Origin of the sequence: Thalassospira sp. TSL5-1, assembly GCF_001907695.1 — a bacterium.
In the GTDB taxonomy this organism is placed as follows: domain Bacteria; phylum Pseudomonadota; class Alphaproteobacteria; order Rhodospirillales; family Thalassospiraceae; genus Thalassospira.
The window spans coordinates 281,929-307,269 of sequence record NZ_KV880638.1 but is presented as its reverse complement, the minus strand read 5'-3'; the positions used below and the strand labels follow the sequence as shown (position 1 = coordinate 307,269).

Sequence of the window (25,341 nt, the reverse complement as noted above, 5' to 3'; positions counted from 1 at the left end):
AACCCGTTAAGTTAAAAATGCTTGAAGATTTAGTAAGGGGATACAAAAGTGAAATTTCTTAAAGGGGGACTGCTCGCATCCGTAGCAGTTGGCGCATTGGCGGTTGTTCTTCCGGCTGAAGCCCAGGAACAGGTTAATCCGGATCAGGCCGTGACCGAACGCACGCCGGAAGGCTATGAGCCGAATGGTATTACCGTTGGGTCTTTCCGCCTTTATCCGAAGGTGGAACTTGAAGAAGAATATAACGACAATATCTACAAGTCGAACACCAACGAGAAAGATGATTTCATCACCAAAATCTCGCCGGGTTTGCAACTGCGTTCCAACTGGAACCGTCACTTCCTGCAGTTTGAAGCATCTTCCGAGTTCGGCATCTATGCCGATAGCAGCGACGATAACTATACTGATTACAACCTTCGTGCCACCGGCCGTGCCGATGCGACCGAAGCCCTGAAATTCAACGGTGACGCCCGCCTGCAGCACCTGCATGAAGAACGCGGTGGTGATGATGTTCCGGCCAATGCCAAAGAACCGGTTGAATATGACAAACTGACCGGTGTTCTGGGTGGCACCTACAAGCCTAATCGTTTCAGCATTGGCCTGACCGGCACGGTTGACGATTACAATTACGACAGCAATAAAAACATTAACGGAACCACGACCAGTAATGATGGTCGTGATCGTACCGAAACCAAAGGTGAAGTCCGCTTCGGTTACGAAATCCAGAACGGGTATGAAGCGTTTATCAAAAGCTCGGTCAATGACCGCAACTATGATAAAACCGCAACATCCGGTCCCAATGCCGGGGTTAACCGTGATTCCAGCGGTTACAAGGTTCAGGCAGGTATTGCCATTGATCTTGACCGTCTGATCCGTGCTGACCTGGGTGTTGGCTGGATGGAACAGGATTACGACAATCCCTCCCTCAAAGATGTCGATGGTTATTCGGCCGATGCCCGCATTCGCTGGAACATCACCGAACTGACCACACTCCGCGCACTTGCGTCGCGCACCATCAATGAAACCACCACTTCTGGTGCGTCTTCCACGGTTGGCACCGCTCTTGGCGTGGGTGTTGATCACGAATTGCTGCGCAACCTGATCCTTAACGCCGATGCGAAATACTACAATTCGGATTATCAGGGTATTTCGCGCGAAGACGACAAATACACCTATTCAGTAGGGGCGGATTACAAGCTTAACCGCAACCTTTATGGTGGCGTCAAGTTGAGCCATGAGACGCGTAATTCTAACGACGCCGTCAATGAATATGATCAAAATGTGGTTATGGTTAAGGTCGGCGGTCAGTTCTAATTTGCCGAGTTACCGTTCCGCATTCTTGAGATAGATGCTATGATCCCTTCGGGTTCGCCCGAAGGGATTTCTTTTAGACAGGTTGGTTATGCGTAAATTAAGTGGATTCATCTTCGCCCTGTTCATGTCGCTGATGGCCATCAATGCGGCCTACGCGGCACAACCGGTTTATACGCTTGGGTCAGGCGACAAAGTCCGAATTACCGTATTTGGCGAACCCGACTTATCGGGGGAATTTGAAGTCTCCGGTGAAGGCCAGATTTCCCTCCCCCTGATCGGGATTGTCAGTGCCGGTGGGAAAACCCTGCACGAGCTGAGTTCCGATATCGAAACCAAACTCAAAGATGGCTATCTGGTAGACCCAAAGGTAAGTGCTGAAGTCATGAATTATCGCCCGTTTTACATTCTGGGCGAAGTCAAGGAACCAGGAAGCTATCCCTTTGTCAACGGCATGAGTGTTCTCAATGCCGTGGCGCTGGGCGGCGGTTTCACCTACCGGGCCGACAAGGATGATATCCTGATCATTCGCGGCGGTGATGAAAGCCGCAAGCCGGAAAAGGCAACACCCGAAACCATCGTTTTACCAGGCGATATTGTCCGTGTTGAAGAACGTTTCTTCTAACCCGCACAAAAGCCCAAAAGTATCAAAGACCGGCTGCGTCAGGCCGGTCTTTTTTTGTGGTCACTCATCCCAGGCTACAAAAACCGGTAATCCCGCCCCTCAAGGCGAAGGCACGTTAATTGACCGGAATAATAAGCACCCGTATCAAGGCCGATGCGATGGTTGCGCACGGTCGGTTCTTCCGTCACGGTATGTCCGTGCACCACAACCTTGGGCAACGTGCCCGAAAAGCTTAAAAACGGTTCGCGTATCCAGCGCAGAATTTCCGACCCCTGCCCGGCAATCGGTTTTTCCGGGTCAATTCCGGCATGAACGAACAGATAATCGCCCATTTCAAAACTGTCCTGAAAACGCGCAAAGAACTGGTCATGCCCCGCATCCTGCATCGCGACCTGTAAATCCTCTGCGGCCTTGATCGCCTTTTCGGCGTTAAACGCCCCCGCCGCGACCGAGATATTATAGCTCAGTAAAGTCTCTGCCCCGCCATAGGTCAGCCATTCCATGCTGTTTTCCGGATCAGCAAGAAACCGCACCATAAATTCCTCGTGATTGCCCATCAGCCAGACCTGATCAATATCCTCTGCCTCATAGGCAAGAATAAGATCAATGACCTCGCGGCTCTTCAAGCCACGATCCACCAGATCTCCGAGATAGATAATCATCTTGTTCTGGTTATGGGTTACGGGATCAGCCATAATCCTGTTCAGCTTCTGTTCAAGCAAATCCGCCCGACCATGAATATCGCCAATGGCATAAACAACAACGTTTTCAGGGACAGTTGCCTGATCAAGCCCGACCTTGCCTGTCGCCCCCCTGGTTGTCGCTTCCGTCGGCCGCTTCTTTTTGCCGAACCACCCAAACATAAAATATCCTCGTTTTTTCTTCCGAATCAGGACAATCCGAAAGCAACAAACCGGCAGCCTACCGGGTCAAAAGCCCAAAAGGCTCAGTCTTTGGCAACCAGATTCATATAAATCCAGACACGATATGTGTTGCCATCCGGCCCGACATAGGAAAAATGCCCCCAACCGTCTTTCTGCTCCAGCAACTGCATCGGGGTGCTTTGCGGCATGGCAAAGGCGACTTCATAATCGGTGCCCGGCCCCATGCGGGCATTGACATTATCTGACGTGGTCCGCCAGACATCCGCTTTTTCCTGATCGGCATTGTTGTTGTCTGCACCATCATCATCTGCCGTCGCCTGCGCCGTTTCATCCGCGGGACCATCCGATGCCTGCCTGTCCGCCGCCCCGGATGCGTCTGGTGCTACAGGCTGAACCGCCCCATCTCCCGGCATGGCGGTATCAAGCGCATTCGTCATCCCAAGGGCTTGGGATTCGCGGCTTTCAAGGGCCGCTGTCTCGTCAGGCGTATCGGACGCATCGCCGTTTTCCGCCACCGTTCCAACCAGCTTTAACGGGCGCCCGTCAACAACCAGTTGGCTCAATTTCCAGCACGCATCTTCATCCCCGCCCTGCGGCCCACAGGTATAATCAACCTGGCCGTAATAAGCGGGCGAAAGATTGCCACTGCGCGCGGTACCCCGAAAAACCCAGCTATCGCCGTTGGTCCGGTCGCCAGGGACAAGCATGGCGATTTTATAGCCATGCAAATCAAAAACCGGCGTAACCTGGTCAGCAATGCCCGTATAAAGCTGAGCCGGAGACGGCTGAAAGTGATTAGCCATTCTTTGCTGCTTTGCCTGTTGCTGAGTCCAGTAAAATCCACCTCCGGCGACAACAACCCCAAGAACAACGATTCCGACAATCAGCTTTTTCATTCGCACCCGCTTTTATCGATTATCTGGCACATCGGGAAATCGCGACCGATTTCCCGGCCCTTTTGGACGACCCATGATCCTGCCCGCATCCTATGAAGCTGATCCCATTGAATCCAGTCACAAATTGAAATTTCATGCAATCTGCACGATTAAATCACGATTGCACAGGTTTTAAAGCTCTGCACGCCCAAACCACCGTGGCATCTGCGAAAAATCACCCCAAGGCAGAATAGTCCTACACACTCCGTGCCGATATTTGCAAGATCCCCGGCCTTTGCCATAACGTGTTCCGATTGTGTGAAGGCCGCTGCGAAATGGCAATCTCCGTTTTGGCAGCACAATATCGCCCCCTTTTGCTCATATCCGTTCTTTACCTTACGTGCCGGTCATGGTGATATCCTTGGCGTTAGGACAAAGAACTAACGCCACCATCTGCCACCAACGAGGAATAACATGTCCATACAACCCGGTTTGCGCCACGGCGGACGCATCCTTGTCGATCAACTGCAAATTCATGGCTGCGAACGCGCCTTTCTGGTCCCAGGCGAGAGCTTTCTGGCTGTACTTGACGGCATGGTCGATCACCCCGAAATTACCCCTGTTATCTGCCGTCAGGAAGGCGGTGCAGCCATGATGGCCGAAGCTTATGGCAAACTGACAGGCAAACCCGGCATTTGCATGGTCACGCGCGGCCCCGGCGCCACCAATGCGTCTGCCGGTGTCCATGTTGCCCATCAGGATTCAACCCCGATGATCCTGTTTGTCGGCCAGATTGGCCGGGATATGGTCGACCGCGAAGCGTTCCAGGAAGTCGATTACCGTAAAATGTTCGAACCGCTCTGCAAATGGGTCGGCCAGATCGACAGCATCGAACGCATTCCCGAATATATCAGCCACGCCTATCACATCGCGACATCTGGCCGCCCAGGGCCTGTCGTTCTTGCCCTGCCCGAGGATATGCTTTCGTCCAGTGCTGTGGTCGCCGATGGCAAACGCTATGTCGAGGTGGAAGCCAAAACCGCCGCTGAAGACGTGGCACTCTTTCGCGCCGAGCTGGAAAAAGCCCGCCAGCCGGTGATGATTGTCGGTGGCGGCGGCTGGACGGCTGAAACCAGCAAAAACCTGGTCGCCTTTGCCGAAGCCAACAATGTTGCCATCGCAACCTCGTTCCGCTGTCAGGATTACATGCCCAATACCCACCCCAATTTTATTGGCGATGTTGGCATTGGCATCAATCCCAAGCTGGCCGGTTTTATTCGCGATTCCGATCTGGTTATTCTTGTCGGCTCGCGCATGGGGGAAATGACCAGCAGTGGCTATAGCCTGCTCGACATTCCCTGCCCCAAGCAGCGCCTGATCCATGTCTATCCGGGCCCCGATGAACTTGGCCGGGTGTATCGCCCCGATATCGCGATTAATGCCTCCCAGCGCTCGTTTATGCGCGCCCTTGCCAATATGGCGCCCGTGGATGGTGCTGCACGTACAGAGCAAATCAAACAGGCCCGCGATGCCTATCTGGCTTTCTCTACTCCGCTAGATACGCCCGGGGATGTGAAAATGGCTCATGTCATTGGCCATTTGCGCGATGTGCTGCCTGACAACGCCATTGTCACCAATGGTGCCGGCAATTACGCGGCCTTTTTGCATCGTTTCTATCGCTATCGCAGCTATCGCACCGAGCTGGCTCCGACATCAGGCTCGATGGGCTATGGTCTGCCGGCATCGGTTTCGGCAAAGCTCCACCACCCGGACCGTCCGGTGGTCTGCCTGGCCGGTGATGGCTGCTTTTTAATGCACGGGCAGGAATTTGCAACCGCCGTGCAATATGGGGCCAATATCATTGTTGTGGTGGTCAATAACGGCATGTTTGGCACCATCCGCATGCACCAGGAACGCAACTATCCGGCCCGCGTTTCTGGCACCGAACTGCACAACCCGGATTTCGCTGGCTACGCCCGCGTCTTTGGCGGACACGGCGAAACCGTCACCAAAACCGAGGATTTCGCCCCGGCCCTTGAACGCGCCATGGCGGCCAACAAACCCGCCATCATCGAAGTCCAAGTTGACCCGCAGGCACTTACGCCGGTAAAGACGCTGGATGAAATCCGGAATGGTGGTTAAGCCCGCCTTTGGCGATGAACACTGAGATTGAACAAAAATGCCGCCTGCATTTCCCGCAGGCGGCATTTTTATCATTATTTCCGGCCGCTGGCAGGCTCAGGTTAAAACGACATCACCGTTCTCAAGCGTCTTTTCCAATTGATCAACAGCCAGACTCAATTTCTCGTCGATAACATGGAGATACTCCGTCCAGTCCGAAATATGGGTCAGTTCTTTTTTGCCATCGGAAATGCCCCGCAGGCCAATCAAAGGCAAGCCAAATTTCTCACATACGCGCCAAACGGCATAGGTTTCCATATCCACCATATCAGCATCAATGGAATCATAAGCAGCACCAGAAACAATGTTCCCGCCTGTCGACAATGTTGCCTCCGCAATACCGGGAATACGATGGGGCAGGGCAACAATAGCCGGAAACTCGACAAAAGGCGTGCAGCCTTTCTCAAAGCCCAGCGGCGAGGCGTCCATATCACGATAGGAAACAGCAGTGACCTGATAAATCTCGGCCTGAACCAAGTGCCGAGATCCGGCTGAACCCAGAGATACCACGACATCCGGTAACTTCCCTTCAATTTCCCTACGCGCCAAAACAGCCGTTAAATTTACCGCAGCTTCAACAGGACCAACACCAATCATTTCAGGCGTTATCTTGGCCTGCAAATGAGGGCCGTATTCAGCTGGAGCAGCCATGACATAGACTACGCTATCTCTCATCTTTCCTCACCCGATTTGACAGGCATCACCTTAACGATTGATGAACTTTTCGAACTTGAACAAAGTTCAATCAAAATCAGACCGACAACATATTTGAAATTTCAGTCATCATTGACACCCAAGTACAGCATCATTATACGATACGTTCTTGCTAAAATCAGTGGTTCAACTCACCATCTACAACCAACCAAAGCATAAATAATCAAGAGGGCTACCCGTGACCCCAGCTAAAGTTTCTTATTTCTGGAAACGCCTAGGCAACCTCACAAAACGGGTGTCCTGGATGACGAAGCTAAGCGGAAATCCACTGACAGCTTTAAGGCTTGTTTTAGGTATTCGCAAAGATATTTACGCACCTCAGTTAATCCATGCAGCTTCAGGAGACATAGTATTCCGCGGCATCGACGAGCAAGCACTTAAGGAAGTACTAATAGACTTGGAGTATGCATTTCTAGATGATGAATTACGCAACATCACATCTCCAGCGGTCTTAGACGTAGGTACACATATCGGCACATTCGCAATCTGGTTACTTGGAGTAAATCCGAAAGCGCAAATTGTTAGTGTGGAAGCGGACCCCGAAACGTATAAACTTGTCGAGTGCAATGCGGCAAATCGCAGAAGACTTGGTTGCTCTTGGAGTACCGTCCATGCAGCCGCCAGTAAAAGAGATGGAGACACGGTATTTTTATCAGACTCCGGACCTTCGATGAGCCACCGTGTGGAAGCGAACGGAGCAATCCCGGTTCAGACAACCAGTCTTGCAACATTAGTAAACCAGGCTGCATCCCAAAATCATGAAATTGACCTGATGAAAGTAGACATAGAGGGGTCTGAAGAAGATTTTTTATGCGGTACGCACGAAATTTTAGCCAAGGTAAAGAATTTGGTTATTGAACTGCATCCAAGTCTTTGCGACACGGAGCGTGTATGCAAACATCTCTCTATTTACTTTGATGAAATTACTGAAGTAGGCGGACGAGCTTCTTCCAAGCCACTTTTATACTGTAAACGCTCAAAAAATTGGTCGCCGGCTTAAACCCCTAGGAAATTCATAGTCTTGGCCTTAAAATTGAATAGTCTGGCATATCATTTTGGCAAACAGGCTCCAGTACTTGTAGGTCGAAAAATTGCTGAGTTAGTTTGCGGCATGGCTACATTTGCGATCCTGGCTCGAGAGTTATCACCCGAAAATTTCGCCATTTATACATTAATTCTTGGCCTCATAAGCTTTGTAAGGCTAACCTCTCTTCCTGGCATTGGCAACGCACTCGCTCAATCATTTGCCCGCGGCCATAAAGGAGACTTTCGCCGCGCTGTACTATTATCAGCGAAAACATCACTACTAGGTATGTTAGCGCTGGCCGCCGCCGCTTGGTGGCACATGCATACCGGGGACAACACAATGGCAGCAGGTTTACTAGCTGCCAGCATAGGTTTTCCATTATATTCTGGTTTTCTTTACTGGCGCAACACTCTTGTTGGAGATGAAAAATATTGGCGGCTATTATTTTTCGATGGCGCCTCTTTTACTTTACGCACCATTACTGTTTCAGCCTGCGCTTTCACTTTTCCTCAGTATATATTTCCGACTATTCTTATTGCTCTTCTAGCGCCCGGATTAGTAAATATTTTCGCGACATTGTGGCAAACTCGGCAAATTCCAAAATCTTCAACACGAGAACCAAATGCACTTCGTTACGGGGTGAAAGTCAGTATGTACGAAATTCCGTCTCTAGCTGTTCAGCAACTAGACCGAATAGCACTTTTTTACTTTATTAGCCCCGAGGCTCTAGCAGTTTACAGTGTTGCAGTACGTATTCCTCAGTTGTTACAAGCAATGATAGGCGAGGCAATAGCCGTTCTTGGTCCAGTCTTTGCTCGCCGAGAAAATTATGACCAATCCCTGCATAGGTTTACTTTTATAATTACAGCAACATTGCTTTTCGGCTGTTTTTTATTTTCATTAATAGCCATACCATACATATTACCACTTCTTTCTGGCCCCAAATATAACGATTCTATTTTTTACGCTCAGATATTAACGACCGGGATTGCCACCGGGACAATTGGTCAGATTTATTTTCGATATGTAAAATCAAAGCTAGATAGCAAGGCGTTCCTGCAAATCACCCTTAGCCAGGCAGCTATTGATGGCCCAACAATACTTTTATTGACATTTTATTTTGGTATAAAAGGAGCTGTTGCAGCCTTTATCCTTAAAGGCGCAACAATCAGCTTAATCACTGGATTTATAGTTTATCGTAAATACCATCTAAAATCATCATCTGTTTGCAAGGAAAAATAATGACAAAAATTTTATTCCGCCCTCCCACCTGGAAGCGATACTTGTCATTTCGCGAAGCAATCAAAAAACAGAGCCTGCTTCGCTGTCTGGAATATGAGCGACTGGCTCTGTTGGGACTAAAAGGGCGCGTGCTTGATTTCGGTGGGGGAAGACATGTAAATTATGCTGAAAAGATCGCAGAATGGGGCAGTGAATCTGGTTTTATATATGAGTCAGCAAATATTGATCCCAACACAAATCCACATTTCCTACTTGATAAAAGCGGTCGCATCCCAACAGATCCGGCCCAATATGATGCCGTCATATCTCTAAATACTTTAGAACATGTCAGTGACTTAAATGGAACTTTATCCGAATTACGCCGTGTAAGCCGCGATGGTGCCCGACTTATTTTAGTGGTTCCGTTCCTCTTTCCCGTACATGGACATCCAAGCGATTACCATCGGGGAACACCCAGCTTCTGGGAAAAAATACTTCATGATCATAACTTTAAGAACGTCAACATTGAAACCCTAACATGGGGGCCTTTTTCCACAGCCAGCTTAGTAACAGGTTTACCTGGTCCCTTAAAAGGCTTAAGACGTACAACAAGCCTTCTCCTAGACCTAGCATACTCACAAAAGAACTTTCGCGGACGCGATAAAATAATGGCCGTTCAGGATGATCCTGCGTGCCGAGCACCAATTGCTTACTTTATTGAGGCTTCAGCCAGGTAAAATACGCCAATGACACTTTCAAAGCCAATGGTAACAGCCGCACTCTGCAGCTTTAATGCAGCGAAAACCATTTCTGCGGCACTCAATTCAGCATTCGCCCAGGATTGGCCAACATTGGAAGTGCTTGTAATTGATGACGCATCAACAGATGATACCATTAATACGATTGAAAAATTTATTCAGGATAAAAGAAATAAATACCCGTCATTCCGCCTTTTAAAAAACAAGGAAAACCTTGGTGTAGCATCTTGTCGCAATCGCCTCATAGAAGCAGCACAGGGTGAGTATATTGCCTTCTTCGACGATGACGATATTAGTCACCCGCAACGTATTTCAAAACAAATGGCACGCCTGGCGGAGGCTGAACGCACCATTGGTCATGATTTGGCAATATGCCATTCTTCACGTGAACAGATCTATCCCAATGGTGTCATACACTATGAGCAAACAATGGGTGGGGAGAACGGCAAAATACCAGCAGGGGATGCAGTGGTTGATCGTATCCTTCTTGGCCGCATCACTCCCAATGTAACTGGCTCGTGCGCAACATGCTCCCAGTTAGGGCGTAAGTCAGTTTATCTACAACTAGGCGGTTTTGATGAATCTCTACGTCGAGCCGAGGATACGGACTTTGCAATCCGACTGGCAATGGCTGGCGGGGCATTTGCTGGTTTGGACGAACCATTGGTCCGTCAATTAATGACACCCGGCGATGAGAAACGCCTAGAGGCAGAACACGAGGCCTATGTTGCTCTATTACACAAGCACCAAGGATTTCTTGCTCTTCACGGCTGGTTAGGTTTTTCTAAAAAATGGCAGGACGCGCGATTACTTCATTTACAAGGGCATAAAGCAGCCCTCTTCTGGAAAATCGCTTTAATTGGCATGCGGTACCCGTTTAAAACGCTGCAAAAATTATTTTGGTCTCTTCCGGCCTCTGCAACCCGACGACATCAAAAGTGTTGGCATGATATGCATAAAAAAACGGATTCCTTATGATAGATCAATCGCTTCCCCTGATCTCTATTGGAATAACGTGCTTCAACGCAGTGACAACAATTAGTCGTGCGTTGGACAGTGCATTAAGTCAGGACTGGGAGAATTTGGAAATCTTGGTGGTCGATGACGGATCTCATGATGGAAGTCAAGCAATCCTGCAAAAAAGGGCAGCTCAAGATAGTCGGATTCGCGTAATAGAACACGCTCAAAACAAAGGATGCGCTGCAGCGCGCAATACGATTCTTCGAGAATCTAACGGTGAGTTCATTGCCTTTTTCGATGATGATGACGTTAGTCGGAAAGACCGAATTCGTCTCCAGTATAAACGAATCACTGCATACGAGCGTCTAGCCAATACAAAGATGATTGCATGCTATGCTTCTGGTCAAAGAATTTACAATAACGGCTATGAAATGCCGATCCTGGCCATTGGATCAAAGGGCCCGGGCCCGATTGGAGTAGAACTCGCCGACTATTTATTATGTGCACGCTACCGCCGTGGTATTTTCTATGGCGGGGGTACACCTACCTGCTCTCTAATGGCTCGCGCAACGACCTTCCAGAAGATTGGGGAATTTGATCAAAACATGCGTCGACAAGAAGACGCCGATTTTGCAATCAGACTTGCTCTTAACGGAGGTCATTTCATCGGGATTTCTGAAAGTGTGCTAACACAATATGCCTCTCATAGTTCTGATAAGACAGCTCAACACGAACACGAAAGCTTTCTTTATCTTTTGGAAAAGAACAAAAAATACTTGCTAAGCAATGGAAATTATATCTACATGCGGCGCTGGGCGGAGCTTCGTTTTAGACATTTTAGCGGTCGCCCCGTGGCCGCTTCGATTATTCTAATTCAATTACTCATTACATATCCTTTCCGCACTTTACGTCATTTCTCCCGAACGGCGCTGAACCGTTTTATTCACGAACGCCGAATGAAAGCGTGAAAAATGTCTGTCTCCATTTTATTCGTCTGTCGTAATTTTCATCGTATGGCGGGTGGGGTTGAACGCATGGCAACAGCCATGATGAACGAAATGATTGACCGGGGCTTCAAAGTCGGTCTTCTCACTTGGGATGAAGAAAACGCCGAGGCACATTACGAACTACATCCTCAAATTAAGTGGATGAAACTGGATATGGGGAATCCTCAAAACGCGGCAGGATGGGGCTTGCGTCTCAGAAGGCAAATGCGTATTCGACACTTAATACTGGACTTCCAGCCTGACGTAATTATTGCTTTTCAAGTTGGAGCCTTCATTGCGACACGAACTGCTTTATTAGGAACGGGAATCCCAATCATTGCCGCAGAGCGTAACTCTCCAGACTTGTTTGACTACGTTCGACACGGGAAGCAACTTCGTCGCCGATCAAATTTGTTTTTAGCAACATCAGATTGCATCACTGTACAATTGGAAAGCTATCGAAAGAAGTATCCCGCGTTTTTGCGAAAACGCATTGTTGCGATTCCAAATCCAGTCTGGAAACCTTCAAACTGTCATCTTAGCATTAGCCGAGCTCCAAAAACAAAATTAATTCTTAGTATGGGACGCTTAAGCTACCAGAAAAACCAAACCTTTCTCCTTCGCGCATTTGCGCTGATAGCTGACAAAAATCCCGACTGGACGCTTGCGCTTGTGGGAGACGGAGAGGCCGAAACAGAATTACGTGGTCTCGCAAAAAAACTAAATTTAACAGATCGTGTAGTCTTTGCTGGCTCAGTTAAAAACGTATCAGATTGGTATGAAAAAAGCGATTTTCTTGCCTTTCCATCATTATGGGAAGGTTTTCCAAATGCACTTGTTGAAGCATTAAGCTACGGAGTTCCTGCCATTGGATTGAAATCCACATCAGGTGTTAATGAACTTCTTCAAGACGGTTATAACGGATTACTCGTCGAATCGACAGAAGCAGCCTTTGCTAAAGCGATGCAACACATGATTGACTCTCCGGAAATGTGCAAAGACATGGGAGAAATCGCAATAGAATCTGTAGCTAAATACGCACCTTCACACATTTTCGATAGATGGCAAAAACTTTTTTCTGATTTAGCCAGAGTGCATAAATCATGAAAATTATGATGATCATAAAAGGTCTTCATCAAGCTCCAGGAGGAGCAGAGCGCGTTTTCTGTGAGTTTGCAACATATTTACAAAACTCCCATACAGTAACAGCCGTAACATCCGATGCGATTGGAGAAGCACCTTTTTATCCATTTCCATCGAATATTGAAAACATAAGAATGGGAATCGGAAACCCGCATACACCGTCTACATTAGGAACACTACTACACCGAATTAAAAAAATAAGAGAAATAATCATTAAAAAAAAACCTGATGTAGTCCTTGCTTTTATGCATAGTAGTTTTATACCCGTTTCGCTCGCTCTCATGGGTAGTCAGATACCAGTTATAGCTTGCGAACACACAAGTATCGAACATTATAAAAATCATCCAATAGAAAAAGCACTATACTGGACAGCACTTCCCTTTTTACGGCACATAACTGTTCCCATGGAATCAATACGCTTGGGTTATCCTTCTGCTATAAGAAGAAAGATGACTACGATAGAGAATCCAGTTAACATGCCCCCATCTTCATCTACCCCTTTATTACAAAGAAATAAAAGAATTATATCTATTGGTAGATTCGACGAATCAAAAGGCCATCAAATACTATTGGAAGCCTTTGCAAGTATAGCGAACCAGATCCCTCAATGGGATCTAAGAATTTTAGGCGATGGACCACTTCGCGCTAACTTAATTCAACGGGTCAAAGAACTAAAACTTGAAGAACGTGTATCAATGCCTGGCATAGTGCAAAAAGTTGAGCCTGAGCTTCAAAAAGCCCAGATTTTTGCGCTAGCTTCACAGTACGAAAGCTTTGGCCTAGTCGTAGCAGAAGCAATGGCGTCAGGCCTTCCGTGCGTCGCTTTTGCCAATTGCACTGGCGTCAACAACCTCATCAAAAATAACCAAACAGGTATCCTTGCAGGCGGAAATATGAAATATACTTTGATGGCAGATAGCTTAAAGAATTTAGTCGCCGATAACGAAGCAAGACGCCTTATGGGAATTTCAGCACAGGTTAACATAGCACAAAGATTTAATATCGAAACCTTAGGCCCTCGTCTCGAAAAACTAATAATCCAAACCATCCATAATTCTGAGACAAGACGTTTTTAAAACCTCTTTAACCCCCATTATATTTTTTTTCATCGAATGCCAAAACAATCCAATTTTAAAGCATCACGCTCCTACAGAAGTTTATTAAGAAATTACAGCCCAATACTAAACCTGTCAGAAATATGTCTGTTTTCTCGATGCATAACGAACGATATTTTGCCTGGAGGTCAGCAGGAACACGTCGTGAGAAATAAAAGATTCTGCGTTTTTGGAAAGTATAGCTCGGGGATTGGTCTACAAACTGGTCTACCATGCGTCGCACCAACATCGCTGTTTTGGCGATTTTCGGCAATGAAATCAGTTATTTAGTGGGAAATACGCATGGAAAAGTGGCGCACCCGACAGGATTCGAACCTGTGGCCTTTGCCTTCGGAGGGCAACGCTCTATCCAGCTGAGCTACGGGTGCGCAGGGCATTGATGCAAAATCATCAAGCGATTTGGGTGATACAGGTTTTGCACCATTCGGGCAAGGGTTTTTGACAGGTTTTTGCACAATAAGGGGTAAGCAATACGTCGCCGTCTTTTTTAACAAAGATTGCCCCGTCAGCTTTCAACGTCGCGCCGTTCATAAGGATCGCGCACCACCCAGGTACCGTTCCATTCGCGGTCCTGTTCACGGCGGCTGAGGCGTTCCATGCGGTTGATCATGAGCTGGGCGGCAAAATCACCGTTATTGAAATCCAGCACCTTCTCAAACAGCGGTGCTGCTTCCTCAAACGCCCCCTCACGGTAAAAGCCAATCGCCGTTTCGTAATCCTTGCGCCATTCACGGCGTTCATCACTCAGTTGCCCGTTTTCAGACAGTATTTCATAGAGATAAACCACCTTTTCCGTGCCCAGCAGCACCACATGGTCCAGATCGCGCATTTCCACATCTGACGACGCCAGGCTGGCCGTCTCGTTCGAGGCCAGAATGCGCGTACCATAAATGCGGTTGGCCTTTTCAAGCCGGTGGGCATAGTTCACGCAGTCGCCAACCACAGTATAAGCCCGCGATTTATCCGTGCCGATCGACCCCACAACAACCTCGCCCGTAGCAATGCCAATACGAATATCGAGGCCATGATCACCAATCAAATCGGCATATTTGGTTTTAAGCGCATTAAAGCGAGCCACCTGTTCCAGCGCCGCCTTACAGGCGTGCATTGCATGGCTTTTTTCATTACAGAAGGGCGGGCCCCAAAAGCCCATCACCCGGTCGCCGATGAAATTGTCGATAATGCCGCTATGGCCGGAAATCGGCTCTGTCATCGCGGTCAGATAGTCATTCAGGAAATCCACCAGCTTTTCCGGCGCGGTATGTTCGGCCAGCCAGTCAAACCCGGTAAGGTTGACAACACTGACCGTCATCACCCGCTTTTGCGAGGTTTCAAGCGCGGTTTCCTGCGACAGCAGGTTATTCAGAACCTTGGGATCAACATATTTGCCAAATCGTTCGCGCATCCGAAACCGCACCCGCAATTCGCGCGTCATGCGGTTAAAGGCATTGGCAAGGGCGGAAAAATCGCCCTGTCCCTTGAAATCCAGGCTGGTATCAAGTTTGCCGGACTGCACACTGTTAATCGCCTTGGTGGTATCATTCACCGTGCGGGCCACACCAATGCCAAGGTAATAGGCAATGCCCAGCCCCGCCACCGCCGCGATCAGCATCATGATGAATTCCGCCTGGATCAGAAAATCCTCGCGTGCCGAAACGGCCTCGACCGTTTCGGCAACATAGCGTTCAAGACGCAAAATCTCGCTGCGCAAATTCAGCACGATGTTGCGATGGATACCGCGTACGACATTTTCCTGACGCTGAGCGGTGGTAATATCGCCTTGATGCACCGCATCCAGCAGCTTTTCCATCCCGATATTGAACTGAGAGGAAATATCGGCAAATTCGCGCATGCGGACATCAAGGTTAAGCAAAACACCCTGATCAAAATGCGAACTGGCTTGCGCCCGCCCCAGTGCAGCCGAGGTAAAGGCCTTGCGAAAGGCCTGTTCGATCTGGGTTTGCTTGGCCTTGATCTCGATTTCGAGACCACCAAGCAAAGAGGCATCCCCCCCCTCGCTTTCCACCACCCGCATATAGCGGTCCAGCAGGGCAATCTGCTCAAGCTGGCGGGCACGCACATCGGAAAGGGCATCCTTTACCGGCGTCACATAACGTGACACCGCCTCTAGATCACCATTAATACCCAGCGACTGAATAACGGAGAAACCGGTTCCAATGGTCAGGCAGACGACAAAAAATGCCGCGACCCCCACAAACTTTGCTCGAACGGTCCGCAGCATACCGGCCCTGATCCTTCCGCAATGGACTGACCCATCACCACCACATCCCAAGATGCCGCCGAATGGCCTGTCAGCCCTTATTTTTCAAATGCTTCAAAATGTTACCTGATCCTGGCCTTGCGGTCAAAAAGCAATCCGTTACCGGCAAGCAGCCGACTTTGCAGATATGCTGCCCTTCACCCACGCCGCCATGTCGGCAATCACATTGGGCCCGTTCAAATCGCGCAACAACATGTGATAACCGTTGTCATACACACAAATTGTTGCCGATCCCTTATCAACGTTGCCATGTCGGTCATGTTCCGCAATATCACGGGCAAAGGCCGCCATGACGTCAGGTGGAATAACCTGGTCGTGCCGCCCCATCATGATCAATGCCGGAACCTGCACATCCCTGGCGCGCATCCGGGCCTCATCCATCAAATTGGCAAGCCCGGCCACCATATCAACCCTGACCGACGATAACATATTCGGATCACGGGCCAACCGGCGCAACATGGCGATATTATCCGATGGCCAAATATCCAGCCCCCGGCCCGATACCGGCAACCACGGCAAACTGTGCGACAGAACCGACAAAGGCAGCGTTTGATACCAGGGCATGTCATCGCGATCCCACACCGCAGGCGAGACCAGAATAACGCCATCCATCAAATAGGGACGAGTTGCCGCCGTCACGGTTGCCACCGCCGCCCCCATCGAAACCCCGGCCAGATAAACCGGCTTCCCGGGATATTGATGACGCAAAAGCGCCAACGCATCGCTGGCATCCTGCACCAGCGTTGCCGTGCCCGGCCAAAAACCACGGGTGGGGGAACGGCCAAACCCGCGCTGGTCATAAGCATAAACCGCAATACCGTGCTGGCGCAAAATCTGCCCGGCTTCATCCAGGCCATTGGCATAATCGCCAAAACCATGCAACGCCAGAATCACCGCCCTGGGCGCAACTTGCCGCCCGTCATCACTTTCCTTCCGAGGCAGCCAGCGTTGCAAGGCCAGCCGGGTACCATCTGCGGCCTGATAATACTCATCCGCACTTTTCAGGAGATATCCAGATGTATTCACTTCATCGGAAACATCAGAAGCTGCAACAAACGATACCGTTGCCACTGGATCATCTGCAGCCTTAAGGGTCGGCGCACAGGCCGCCATCAGCAATATCAATGGCAGAACCGCAAACCGCACCACATCCGGAAATATCCATTTTCGTCCTTGGCATAGCTGATTTCGTGTCTGACTCACCTGCCTGTTCTCCCGTTACCGGTCTATGCCGGTCTATGATGGTATATTTCCAATCCCGGATCATAATCGCCGTAAAATATCGGGCAAAAACACAACTCCCGGCAGGGAAATTATTCCTGCCGGGAGGGATGCGGGGCTTTACTCTGCCCAAATTTGCACGGTTCACGCCACCATATCAGGCCGCCTGACCAGACGTGCCTTCAGCCAGTGATTTATTGTTTTCCCGCGTCAGCATCAGGAAAATATCTTCCAGATCACCTTCATCGGTCGACAGGTCATTGATCTCAAGGCCGCTTGCCTGAATAGCCCGCAAAATATCGGACATGCTGTTTTCACTGGGGCGATAATGCAGGGCAATCTGGTTTTCACCTTTTTGCTCTGCCCCCCACGGGGCCAGGGCATCGGGCACCGCATTCAGGGTGCCCTTCACGGTCAACACCAGCGCCTTGTGATCAATGCGGCGCAACAGGGTTTTCTTGTCTTCATGGGCAATGACCTTGCCTTTGTTGATGATGGCAATTTCATCACAAAGCTCTTCGGCCTCTTCCAGGTAATGGGTGGTCAGAACAATCGTCACACCGGCCTTGTTCAGTTCCTTGACATAAGCCCACAATTGCTGGCGCAGTTCGATATCCACCCCGGCGGTTGGTTCATCAAGCACCAATACCGGCGGGTTATGTACCATTGCCTTGCCGACCAACAAGCGACGGCGCATCCCGCCCGACAGCGAACGGGCATACGAATCCGCCTTATCAAGCAGGCCAATCGCATCAAGAATTTCATCGGTGCGCCGTTCGGATTTGGGCACGCCATACAGCCCGGCCTGCAATTCCATCGCCTGACGCGGGGTAAAAAAGGCATCCAGGTTCAATTCCTGCGGCACGATCCCGATCGAACAGCGCGCCAGGCGCATCTGATCGACAATATCATGACCCCAGATTTTGGCCGTACCACCACTTTTTGTCACCAAACCGGCCAAAATGTTGATAAAAGTCGATTTTCCCGCCCCGTTTGGCCCCAAAAGGGCAAAAAACGACCCCCGGGGAATTTTCAACGAAACGTTATCAAGCGCGAGCTTTTCACCCTGCGCGCTTTTATAGATCTTGGTCAGTCCTTCAACCTCGATCGCATAATCGGGCATTGCATTCATAAATGAATGATCTCCGCTCTTTTCCACATGGCGCAATTGCGCTAAACCGATGCGGAAGTGTTGATTGAATATGCGTTATGGGTATCATCCCGATCAAACCGGGGTCAATATCGCCGCAAACTGGGAACTAGATATATGAAGATCAGCGAAGAAATCAAAGTTGGCAGCCTGAATATCGCCTGCGACGGCGGCAAAGGGCATCTTGGTCATCCGACCGTTTATCTCAATCTTGAAGAAAAAGGCGAAGTCGTTTGCCCCTATTGCTCCAAGAAATATATCTTTGATAAAGAGCTGGCCCACGCCGACCATTAAGGTCCCCCGTCCGCACAGCGCCAGTCATCCAACCGGCGCCTGACTGCGTAGACATACGGTGTTACCTTCATTTGCCTGCCTCACCCGTCGCAGCCATCATGCTGCGGCCTAAAACGGGGACTATCCATGACGTCTGCTCCGACTTCCGTAAACAGTTTTCGCTCCATGCCCGACCCGGACGGGCATTTTGGCCATTTTGGTGGTCGCTTTGTTGCCGAAACCCTGATGCCGCTGATCCTGGAACTGGAGCAGGCCTACAAAGACGCCAAGGAAGACCCCGAATTCCGCAAGGAAATGGATTACTTCCTGAAATATTATGTCGGGCGTCCCAACCCGCTTTATTTCGCCGAAGGCCTGACCAACCATTTGGGCGGGGCCAAAATCTATTTCAAGCGCGAAGACCTGAACCATACCGGCGCGCACAAGATCAATAACTGCATCGGGCAGATTTTGCTGGCAAAACGCATGGGCAAAACCCGCATCATCGCCGAAACCGGTGCCGGGCAGCATGGGGTGGCAACCGCCACGGTTTGCGCCCGTTTTGGCCTGCCCTGCACCATTTACATGGGTGCAAAGGATATCGAGCGCCAATCGCCCAACGTGTTCCGCATGCGTTTGCTCGGCGCCGAGGTCAAACCGGTCACATCGGGCTCGCGCTCGCTCAAGGATGCGATGAACGAAGCCCTGCGTGACTGGGTCACCAACGTTACCGATACCTTCTATATCATCGGCACCGTTGCCGGGCCGCACCCCTACCCGGAACTGGTGCGTGATTTTCAATGTGTGATCGGCAACGAGGCCAAAGCCCAGATTATGGAAGCCGAAGGCCGCCTGCCCGATGAAGTGATCGCAGCCGTTGGCGGCGGGTCGAATGCGATGGGCCTGTTCCATCCCTTCCTGGATGACAAGGATGTTGCCATTACCGGTGTCGAGGCCGCAGGGCATGGCGTTCATACCGGCCGCCATGCCGCCAGCCTGACCGCTGGCCGCCCGGGCGTTTTGCATGGTAACCGCACCTATTTGCTGATGGATGATGACGGCCAGATCAAAGAAGCCGACTCGATTTCAGCCGGGCTGGATTACCCCGGCATCGGGCCGGAGCATTCCTGGCTAAAGGATATTGGCCGGGCCACCTATGTCTCGATCACGGATAAGGAAGCCCTGGATGCCTTTACCCTGTGTTCGGAAAAGGAAGGCATCATTCCCGCCCTGGAATGCAGCCATGCCATTGCACAAATCGTTAAAACCGCGCCGAAAATGGGCAAAGACCAGATCATTCTGATGTGCCTGAGCGGACGCGGCGACAAGGACATCTTTACCGTGGCTGAAGCACTGGGAGTCAAACTGTGAGTGACGCAATTATCGGCGGCCAGGACCGCATCGCCAAACGGTTTGAAAAACTGCACGCGGAAGATCGTGCCGGTCTTGTCACCTTCATAACGGCGGGCGACCCGGACCCGGAAACCTCGTTTGAAATTCTCAAAGCCCTGCCCGAAGCCGGTGCCGACATTATCGAACTGGGCATGCCCTTTACCGATCCGATGGCCGATGGCCCCGCGATTCAGGAGGCCTCCAACCGGGCGCTGGCTGCGGGCATGCACATGCGCAAGACACTTTCGCTGGTCCGTGGCTTTCGCGATCAGGACCACGAAACCCCGATCATCCTGATGGGTTATTACAATCCCATCTTTATTTACGGTGTGAACGAGTTTCTGGAAGATGCCCGCAATGCCGGTGTTGATGGCCTGATCGTGGTGGACCTGCCGCCCGAAGAAGACGCCGAGCTATGTGTTCCGACCGTCAATAAAGGACTAAGCTTCATTCGCCTGACCACCCCGACATCCGATGACAAACGCCTGCCCAAACTGGTTCAGAACACCAGCGGCTTTGTTTATTATGTATCGGTTGCCGGTGTCACAGGTGCGGGCTCAGCCACAAATGAGCAGATTGTCGAGGCAATGGCCCGCCTGCGGCGCCATACCAATTTGCCCATCGCGGTTGGTTTTGGTATCAAAACGCCTGCCCAGGCCGCCGAAGTTGCCCGCGAGGCCGATGCCGCCGTTGTTGGCTCGGCGATTGTATCAAAAATCGCAGAAAGCCTTGACGAAAACGGCAAGGCCACCGATAACACCGCCCTTGTGGTCACTGGCCTGGTACGTGAACTGGCCGACGGCGTGCGCAACGCCCGCAAATGATGTTGCGCCTGCCCGCAAGACCGATATAGGCAAAACCGAGGATCAATATCCGATATGTCGTGGCTGACTGAATTCGTCCGACCCAAAATTCAGAAACTGGTTCGCCGCAGCGATGTGCCCGAAAATCTCTGGCACAAATGCCCGTCCTGCGAACAGATGATTTTTCATCGCGATCTCGCGAAGAATAACCATGTCTGTCAGCATTGCGGCCACCATATGCGGATTTCCGCGCGCAACCGGCTGGAGCTGATGTTTGACAGCGGCAAATACCAGACCATCGAATTGCCGTCGGTCCCGGTTGACCCGCTGCGTTTCCGCGATCAGAAAAAATATACTGATCGCCTGAAAGCAGCCCAGGCCAAAGCCGAATTCAAGGACGCCCTGGCCGTTGCCCACGGCAGCGTTGGCGGCCACGACACCGTTATTGCCGTGTTTGACTTTGCCTTTATGGCCGGGTCAATGGGCATGGCCGTTGGTGAAGGCATCGTTGCCGCTGCCGAACTGGCCGTGGTGCAGGATGCCGCCCTGATCATCGTGCCCGCATCGGGTGGCGCACGTATGCAGGAAGGTATTTTGTCGCTGATGCAAATGGCGCGCACCACTGCTGCGATTGAAAAGGTCAAGGAAAAGGGCCTGCCCTATTTCGTCCTGCTGACCGACCCGACCACCGGTGGCGTTTCGGCATCTTTTGCCATGCTGGGCGACATTCAGGTTGCCGAACCAGGTGCACAAATCGGCTTTGCCGGTCGCCGCGTGATCGAAAACACCATTCGCGAAAAACTGCCCGATGACTTCCAGACCGCCGAATATCTGCTGGAACATGGCATGGTCGATATGGTGGTGCCACGCAGCGAACTGAACGCAACCTTTGGCCGCCTGATCGACATGATCCGCCGCCCCAAACCCGGCGCATCGATCGTGCCGATCAAGGGCGACAAAAAGAAAACCACCACTGCGGAAAAAGCTGACTGAAGATGCAGGTGCCCTCGCCAAGAAGTAGCGCCATTCTGGGCCGACTCGGCCTGCTTCATCCCAAGATAATTGATTTATCCCTGGGGCGCATTGCAACATTGTTGCAAAAACTGGGCAACCCGCATCTTAAGCTTCCGCCTGTTATCCATATCGCTGGCACAAATGGCAAGGGGTCTACCCTTGCCTATTTGCGCGCCATCTATGAGGCTGCAGGCCTGCGGGTCCATACCTCGACCTCACCGCATCTTGTCACCTTCCATGAACGTATCGTTCTGGCCGGTCAGCAAATCAGCGAAGACGAGCTTTGTGACCTGCTTGAAGAGGTCGAGCGCATCAATGATGGTGCCCAAATCACCTATTTTGAAATCACCCAGGCTGCGGCTTTCCTGGCTTATTCACGGGTCGAGGCAGATGTTCTGTTGCTCGAAACCGGGCTGGGCGGGCGCTATGACGCCACAAATGTGCTGCCCAATCCAGCCCTGAGCGTGATCACCCCGGTCTCGATTGATCATCAGGCCTTTCTGGGCGATACGGTTGAAAAAATCGCCTTCCAGAAGGCGGGCATCATGAAAGCAGGCATTCCCTGTGTTGTTGCCCCGCAAATGCTGCCGGCCTTTGATGTGCTGGTGCGCCACGCCAGCAAGATCAACACGCCGCTGGTTACCAATTTCGCCATCACGGCCGAAGATGACGACGGTTTTGACCTCCATATCGATGGCGAGGCCCTGCGCCTGCCTGCCCCGGCCCTGCCGGGTCGCCACCAATATGTGAATGCAATGGTCGCCACCGTTGCCGTGCGCAATGCCGGGATCCAGGCGAAAAATGGCGATGATATTGATATCGAAACGATTTCCACGGGCCTTAAAAATGCCCGCTGGCCTGCGCGCCTGCAGCGCCTTGCACAGGGCCCGCTGATCGACCTTCTGCCTGATGATGCCGAACTCTATGTCGATGGCGGGCACAATATCGCCGCCGCCGATGTCATCGCCAAATGGCTGGAACGCGCGCACGCAAACGGCGATACCGTTGTCGTTATGGGCATGCTCAATAACCGTGACCCGCTGGCATTTTTACGCCCGCTTGCCCCGCATGTCTCTGGTTTGGCAGCTGTGGATATTCCCGGTGAACACCAGGCCCATACGCCACAAACCCTGGCAGATGCAGCCAAGGCGCTTAACATTCCCGCCACCGCCTGTTCAGACGTGGCCCATGCCATTGAAACCCTGTGCAACAGCCATCCTAATGCACGCCGGTTCCTGATTTTAGGGTCTTTGTATCTGGCTGGGCTTGTTCTGGCAGAAAACGCCTGAAATTTAGGTTTTTCCAACAGTCCCGTTTAAGGCAACCCTGATCTGCAAAATTGGGCTTTAAGGGATTTTCTATAAAACCCCATTATTTTCATGACTTTAAAAAAGTTCTGTTAATTATATTAATTACAGATTTAGTCAGCAAAACATATCCCCCTGATTTTACATTTAAAAATCGTCATTTCATCTATAAACCTCTAGGCACGCCAAGATTAAATCCGGACATATGGTCAAGGGCTGACCTTATCACTTTGGCCTGACGATCTGATAGAGAGGTGCCGAAAGATGAACAAACGATCCTTTCAGTCAAATATAAATGACGACGATAAAATTGATGTTCGTGCACTACGTAACAAACTCTCAGATGACCTTGATCATATCCTGAAAGCCGCTTTTAACGGCGTTTCGGAATCTGTTCTGCCCAAAGGAACGGAAAATACAGACCGACTTGTCGCCAATCAGGTTCGCACCTGGATCCAGGCGCTGGAAACCTCCGCCGATGCCCCGCAAAACCCAGCGCAACTGGGCCCGCTTTATCATCAGCTTAATTTTGACAGCCGTGATATTTCCCGGCTTTATCACCGTGCCTTCGCCCTGCTTTTGGACGATCTGTCGCATCACTGCCGCTGGAAACACGCCCATTTTCACACCCTGACCCAAAGCCTGAATCAGATCATGAACCTATCGCTTGAAGAAACCCTGCGGGATTTTTTCCAGGTGTCTTATGACCGGGCTGTAAAGGATGCCGGCAATCGTTTTGCCGATCAGATGCTCGATAACAATGTCGATTTATCGATGTCGATCAACGAGGTGGCCAGTTCAAATGCCTCGATGATGCGCGAAATGGGCGAGGTCGATTCACAAACCCAGTCAATTTCTACCGCTGTCGAAGAAATGGCCACCGGCATTGCCGGGATCAGCGACAATACAGCCCAGGTTGCCCAACAGGTTGAAACGGCAAATACGACCGCAGAAAACGGCAGCAGCATCATTCAGGATACCGCCGAAAATATGCACCTTGTCGCCCAGGCTGTCACCGAGGCCAGCCAGCGCGTTGAACTGCTGGCCGAAACATCCGGCCGCATCGTTGAAATGATTGGTATTATTGACGATATCGCCTCGCAAACCAATTTGCTGGCATTGAACGCCACCATTGAAGCCGCGCGCGCCGGTGATGCTGGCAAGGGGTTTGCTGTTGTTGCCGGTGAAGTCAAAAACCTGTCCAGCCAGACCGCCCGGGTCACGGTGGATGTCCGCAATACCATCGAGGCCCTGACCGTTGAAATTGACGGCATCGTCCAATCAATGAACAAGGGTGCACAAGCCGTTAGCGCAGGCGAAAAATCCATGCAGGATTCTGTCGATTCCATTGATCAGATCCGCAACCTGATCAGCGACATATCGCGCCGGTCCGTTGAAATTGCCGGTATCCTGAAACAACAGGAACAAGCCTCGGTCGAGGTCTCTCAACGGGTCAATAAGATTGCGCAGGAAACTGCCAATAATGTCAACGTCATCCGCACCAGTGCCAATGCCACCGACCATGTGGTGGACAAGGTTGGCGAACAAATCGCCGTACTTGCCAAATTCGATGTCCCGAACAAAAGCATCCGGATTGCCAAATCGGATCATGTGATTTGGAAAAAACGCCTGGCCGACATGCTCATTGGCCGCGAAAGCCTTAAGGCCGATGAGCTGGCCCAACATACCAGTTGCAACCTTGGCCGATGGTACCAAAGCGAAGATGCCCGGTCGCTGCGCAATACCCCGGCTTTCAAGCAACTCGAAGAACCCCATAAAACAGTCCATGAATGCGGAATCGAAGCCGTGCGCCTGTATAATAAAGGTGACGTGGAAGGCGCGCTGGCACTGTATGGCAAAGTCGAAAAGGCCTCGGTCGAGGTGATCCGCCTTCTTGATGCGCTTATAAAAACCAAAACAGCCAGTCAGTAACCGCAACCATATTACGGGATTGCCCGGTGCAGCCTCATGCTCCGGCCATTCTCGGGCGATCACCTCTCACCCGTCACCACATCGCCGTCCACTCTCGCCGCGCATCATTCCACATGCACCAAGCCAGCGATCCATACTCTGTCCGGGTGGCAGAAATCGGATTTAGAT

22 protein-coding genes and 1 tRNA gene are annotated in these 25,341 nt (G+C 50.8%); 16 read left to right on the top strand and 7 right to left on the bottom strand.

Annotation, left to right across the window (positions count from 1 at the left end; translation table 11 throughout):
• The first annotated feature begins 48 nt into the window (after positions 1–48).
• The gene (locus LF95_RS10950) at positions 49–1,314 is read left to right on the top strand and encodes an outer membrane beta-barrel protein (protein WP_083607637.1); all 1,266 of its coding nucleotides are present in this window, start codon (positions 49–51) and stop codon (positions 1,312–1,314) included.
• 88 nt (positions 1,315–1,402) lie between these two features.
• Positions 1,403–1,936, top strand: coding sequence for a polysaccharide biosynthesis/export family protein (locus LF95_RS10945; RefSeq protein WP_073955184.1), 534 nt, complete (start codon positions 1,403–1,405; stop codon positions 1,934–1,936).
• Positions 1,937–2,010: 74 nt separating this feature from the next.
• On the opposite strand, the gene LF95_RS10940 is transcribed toward LF95_RS10945, so the two are convergent.
• Together LF95_RS10940 and LF95_RS10935 are read right to left on the bottom strand one after the other, a co-directional pair.
• Positions 2,011–2,799: a metallophosphoesterase family protein gene (locus LF95_RS10940; RefSeq protein WP_083607636.1), complete on the bottom strand. Its 789-nt coding sequence runs from the start codon at positions 2,797–2,799 to the stop codon at positions 2,011–2,013.
• Positions 2,800–2,882: 83 nt separating this feature from the next.
• The gene (locus tag LF95_RS10935) at positions 2,883–3,716 is read right to left on the bottom strand and encodes an SH3 domain-containing protein (RefSeq protein WP_073955183.1); all 834 of its coding nucleotides are present in this window, start codon (positions 3,714–3,716) and stop codon (positions 2,883–2,885) included.
• A 453-nt stretch (positions 3,717–4,169) separates the two neighbouring features.
• Between LF95_RS10935 and LF95_RS10930 the strand changes: the two genes are divergently transcribed.
• A complete protein-coding gene (locus LF95_RS10930) occupies positions 4,170–5,837 on the top strand; it encodes a thiamine pyrophosphate-binding protein (protein WP_073955182.1) in 1,668 nt (555 codons plus the stop codon).
• A gap of 96 nt (positions 5,838–5,933) precedes the next feature.
• Here the strand turns inward: LF95_RS10930 and LF95_RS10925 are convergent, their stop codons facing one another.
• A complete protein-coding gene (locus tag LF95_RS10925; RefSeq protein ID WP_073955181.1) occupies positions 5,934–6,551 on the bottom strand; it encodes a 5'-methylthioadenosine/S-adenosylhomocysteine nucleosidase in 618 nt (205 codons plus the stop codon).
• Between the two features lie 283 nt (positions 6,552–6,834).
• Between LF95_RS10925 and LF95_RS10920 the strand changes: the two genes are divergently transcribed.
• The 7 genes from LF95_RS10920 to LF95_RS10890 are packed head-to-tail and all read left to right on the top strand — an operon-like array spanning position 6,835 to position 13,761.
• Positions 6,835–7,590, top strand: coding sequence for an FkbM family methyltransferase (locus LF95_RS10920; RefSeq protein WP_073955180.1), 756 nt, complete (start codon positions 6,835–6,837; stop codon positions 7,588–7,590).
• A gap of 21 nt (positions 7,591–7,611) precedes the next feature.
• The gene (locus tag LF95_RS10915) at positions 7,612–8,859 is read left to right on the top strand and encodes a lipopolysaccharide biosynthesis protein (protein ID WP_073955179.1); all 1,248 of its coding nucleotides are present in this window, start codon (positions 7,612–7,614) and stop codon (positions 8,857–8,859) included.
• Positions 8,859–9,575, top strand: a complete 717-nt coding sequence (locus LF95_RS10910; RefSeq protein ID WP_073955178.1) for a class I SAM-dependent methyltransferase — start codon at positions 8,859–8,861, stop codon at positions 9,573–9,575. Before LF95_RS10915 ends, LF95_RS10910 begins: the two co-directional genes overlap by 1 nt.
• A gap of 9 nt (positions 9,576–9,584) precedes the next feature.
• A complete protein-coding gene (locus LF95_RS10905) occupies positions 9,585–10,574 on the top strand; it encodes a glycosyltransferase family 2 protein (protein ID WP_073955177.1) in 990 nt (329 codons plus the stop codon).
• Complete coding sequence (locus LF95_RS10900) at positions 10,571–11,524, top strand: glycosyltransferase family 2 protein (protein WP_073955176.1); 954 nt, start codon at positions 10,571–10,573, stop codon at positions 11,522–11,524. Before LF95_RS10905 ends, LF95_RS10900 begins: the two co-directional genes overlap by 4 nt.
• Positions 11,525–11,527: 3 nt before the next feature.
• Positions 11,528–12,649: a glycosyltransferase family 4 protein gene (locus LF95_RS10895; RefSeq protein WP_252509736.1), complete on the top strand. Its 1,122-nt coding sequence runs from the start codon at positions 11,528–11,530 to the stop codon at positions 12,647–12,649.
• Entirely contained in the window at positions 12,646–13,761 is a 1,116-nt protein-coding gene (locus LF95_RS10890) for a glycosyltransferase family 4 protein (protein ID WP_073955175.1), read from the top strand. Before LF95_RS10895 ends, LF95_RS10890 begins: the two co-directional genes overlap by 4 nt.
• A gap of 330 nt (positions 13,762–14,091) precedes the next feature.
• On the opposite strand, the gene LF95_RS10885 is transcribed toward LF95_RS10890, so the two are convergent.
• The 4 genes from LF95_RS10885 to LF95_RS10870 all read right to left on the bottom strand — a co-directional run bounded on the left by LF95_RS10885 (position 14,092) and on the right by LF95_RS10870 (position 18,434).
• Positions 14,092–14,168: transfer RNA gene (locus LF95_RS10885), tRNA-Arg, on the bottom strand.
• A 137-nt stretch (positions 14,169–14,305) separates the two neighbouring features.
• Positions 14,306–16,042: an adenylate/guanylate cyclase domain-containing protein gene (locus tag LF95_RS10880; protein ID WP_073955174.1), complete on the bottom strand. Its 1,737-nt coding sequence runs from the start codon at positions 16,040–16,042 to the stop codon at positions 14,306–14,308.
• Between the two features lie 138 nt (positions 16,043–16,180).
• Complete coding sequence (locus LF95_RS10875) at positions 16,181–17,284, bottom strand: alpha/beta hydrolase (protein ID WP_252509735.1); 1,104 nt, start codon at positions 17,282–17,284, stop codon at positions 16,181–16,183.
• Positions 17,285–17,459: 175 nt separating this feature from the next.
• Entirely contained in the window at positions 17,460–18,434 is a 975-nt protein-coding gene (locus LF95_RS10870; RefSeq protein WP_073955173.1) for an ABC transporter ATP-binding protein, read from the bottom strand.
• Between the two features lie 135 nt (positions 18,435–18,569).
• On the opposite strand from LF95_RS10870, the gene LF95_RS10865 reads away from it, so the two are divergent.
• The 6 genes from LF95_RS10865 to LF95_RS10840 all read left to right on the top strand — a co-directional run bounded on the left by LF95_RS10865 (position 18,570) and on the right by LF95_RS10840 (position 25,173).
• Complete coding sequence (locus LF95_RS10865; RefSeq protein WP_073955172.1) at positions 18,570–18,746, top strand: zinc-finger domain-containing protein; 177 nt, start codon at positions 18,570–18,572, stop codon at positions 18,744–18,746.
• 126 nt (positions 18,747–18,872) lie between these two features.
• A complete protein-coding gene (trpB, locus tag LF95_RS10860) occupies positions 18,873–20,096 on the top strand; it encodes a tryptophan synthase subunit beta (protein WP_073955171.1) in 1,224 nt (407 codons plus the stop codon).
• Positions 20,093–20,941: a tryptophan synthase subunit alpha gene (gene trpA / locus LF95_RS10855; RefSeq protein WP_073955170.1), complete on the top strand. Its 849-nt coding sequence runs from the start codon at positions 20,093–20,095 to the stop codon at positions 20,939–20,941. Before trpB ends, trpA begins: the two co-directional genes overlap by 4 nt.
• A gap of 54 nt (positions 20,942–20,995) precedes the next feature.
• Positions 20,996–21,913 (top strand): acetyl-CoA carboxylase, carboxyltransferase subunit beta, encoded by a 918-nt coding sequence (gene accD, locus LF95_RS10850; RefSeq protein ID WP_073955169.1) that lies wholly within the window; start codon positions 20,996–20,998, stop codon positions 21,911–21,913.
• 2 nt (positions 21,914–21,915) lie between these two features.
• Positions 21,916–23,223: a bifunctional folylpolyglutamate synthase/dihydrofolate synthase gene (locus LF95_RS10845; protein WP_073955168.1), complete on the top strand. Its 1,308-nt coding sequence runs from the start codon at positions 21,916–21,918 to the stop codon at positions 23,221–23,223.
• Positions 23,224–23,505: 282 nt separating this feature from the next.
• Positions 23,506–25,173, top strand: a complete 1,668-nt coding sequence (locus LF95_RS10840) for a methyl-accepting chemotaxis protein (RefSeq protein ID WP_073955167.1) — start codon at positions 23,506–23,508, stop codon at positions 25,171–25,173.
• Positions 25,174–25,341 lie beyond the last annotated feature (168 nt).

Excerpts from the sequence above, each read along its gene's own strand:
- LF95_RS10840 (WP_073955167.1), top strand. The coding sequence starts at position 23,506 with ATGAACAAACGATCCTTTCAGTCAAATATAAATGACGACGATAAAATT.
- LF95_RS10905 (WP_073955177.1), top strand. The coding sequence starts at position 9,585 with ATGACACTTTCAAAGCCAATGGTAACAGCCGCACTCTGCAGCTTTAAT.
- LF95_RS10940 (WP_083607636.1), bottom strand. The coding sequence starts at position 2,799 with ATGTTTGGGTGGTTCGGCAAAAAGAAGCGGCCGACGGAAGCGACAACC.
- LF95_RS10890 (WP_073955175.1), top strand. The coding sequence starts at position 12,646 with ATGAAAATTATGATGATCATAAAAGGTCTTCATCAAGCTCCAGGAGGA.
- LF95_RS10945 (WP_073955184.1), top strand. The coding sequence starts at position 1,403 with ATGCGTAAATTAAGTGGATTCATCTTCGCCCTGTTCATGTCGCTGATG.
- LF95_RS10920 (WP_073955180.1), top strand. The coding sequence starts at position 6,835 with ATGACGAAGCTAAGCGGAAATCCACTGACAGCTTTAAGGCTTGTTTTA.
- LF95_RS10900 (WP_073955176.1), top strand. The coding sequence starts at position 10,571 with ATGATAGATCAATCGCTTCCCCTGATCTCTATTGGAATAACGTGCTTC.
- LF95_RS10910 (WP_073955178.1), top strand. The coding sequence starts at position 8,859 with ATGACAAAAATTTTATTCCGCCCTCCCACCTGGAAGCGATACTTGTCA.
- LF95_RS10935 (WP_073955183.1), bottom strand. The coding sequence starts at position 3,716 with ATGAAAAAGCTGATTGTCGGAATCGTTGTTCTTGGGGTTGTTGTCGCC.
- accD (WP_073955169.1), top strand. The coding sequence starts at position 20,996 with ATGTCGTGGCTGACTGAATTCGTCCGACCCAAAATTCAGAAACTGGTT.
- LF95_RS10870 (WP_073955173.1), bottom strand. The coding sequence starts at position 18,434 with ATGAATGCAATGCCCGATTATGCGATCGAGGTTGAAGGACTGACCAAG.
- LF95_RS10845 (WP_073955168.1), top strand. The coding sequence starts at position 21,916 with ATGCAGGTGCCCTCGCCAAGAAGTAGCGCCATTCTGGGCCGACTCGGC.
- trpB (WP_073955171.1), top strand. The coding sequence starts at position 18,873 with ATGACGTCTGCTCCGACTTCCGTAAACAGTTTTCGCTCCATGCCCGAC.
- LF95_RS10865 (WP_073955172.1), top strand. The coding sequence starts at position 18,570 with ATGAAGATCAGCGAAGAAATCAAAGTTGGCAGCCTGAATATCGCCTGC.
- LF95_RS10880 (WP_073955174.1), bottom strand. The coding sequence starts at position 16,042 with ATGCTGCGGACCGTTCGAGCAAAGTTTGTGGGGGTCGCGGCATTTTTT.
- LF95_RS10925 (WP_073955181.1), bottom strand. The coding sequence starts at position 6,551 with ATGAGAGATAGCGTAGTCTATGTCATGGCTGCTCCAGCTGAATACGGC.
- LF95_RS10895 (WP_252509736.1), top strand. The coding sequence starts at position 11,528 with ATGTCTGTCTCCATTTTATTCGTCTGTCGTAATTTTCATCGTATGGCG.
- LF95_RS10930 (WP_073955182.1), top strand. The coding sequence starts at position 4,170 with ATGTCCATACAACCCGGTTTGCGCCACGGCGGACGCATCCTTGTCGAT.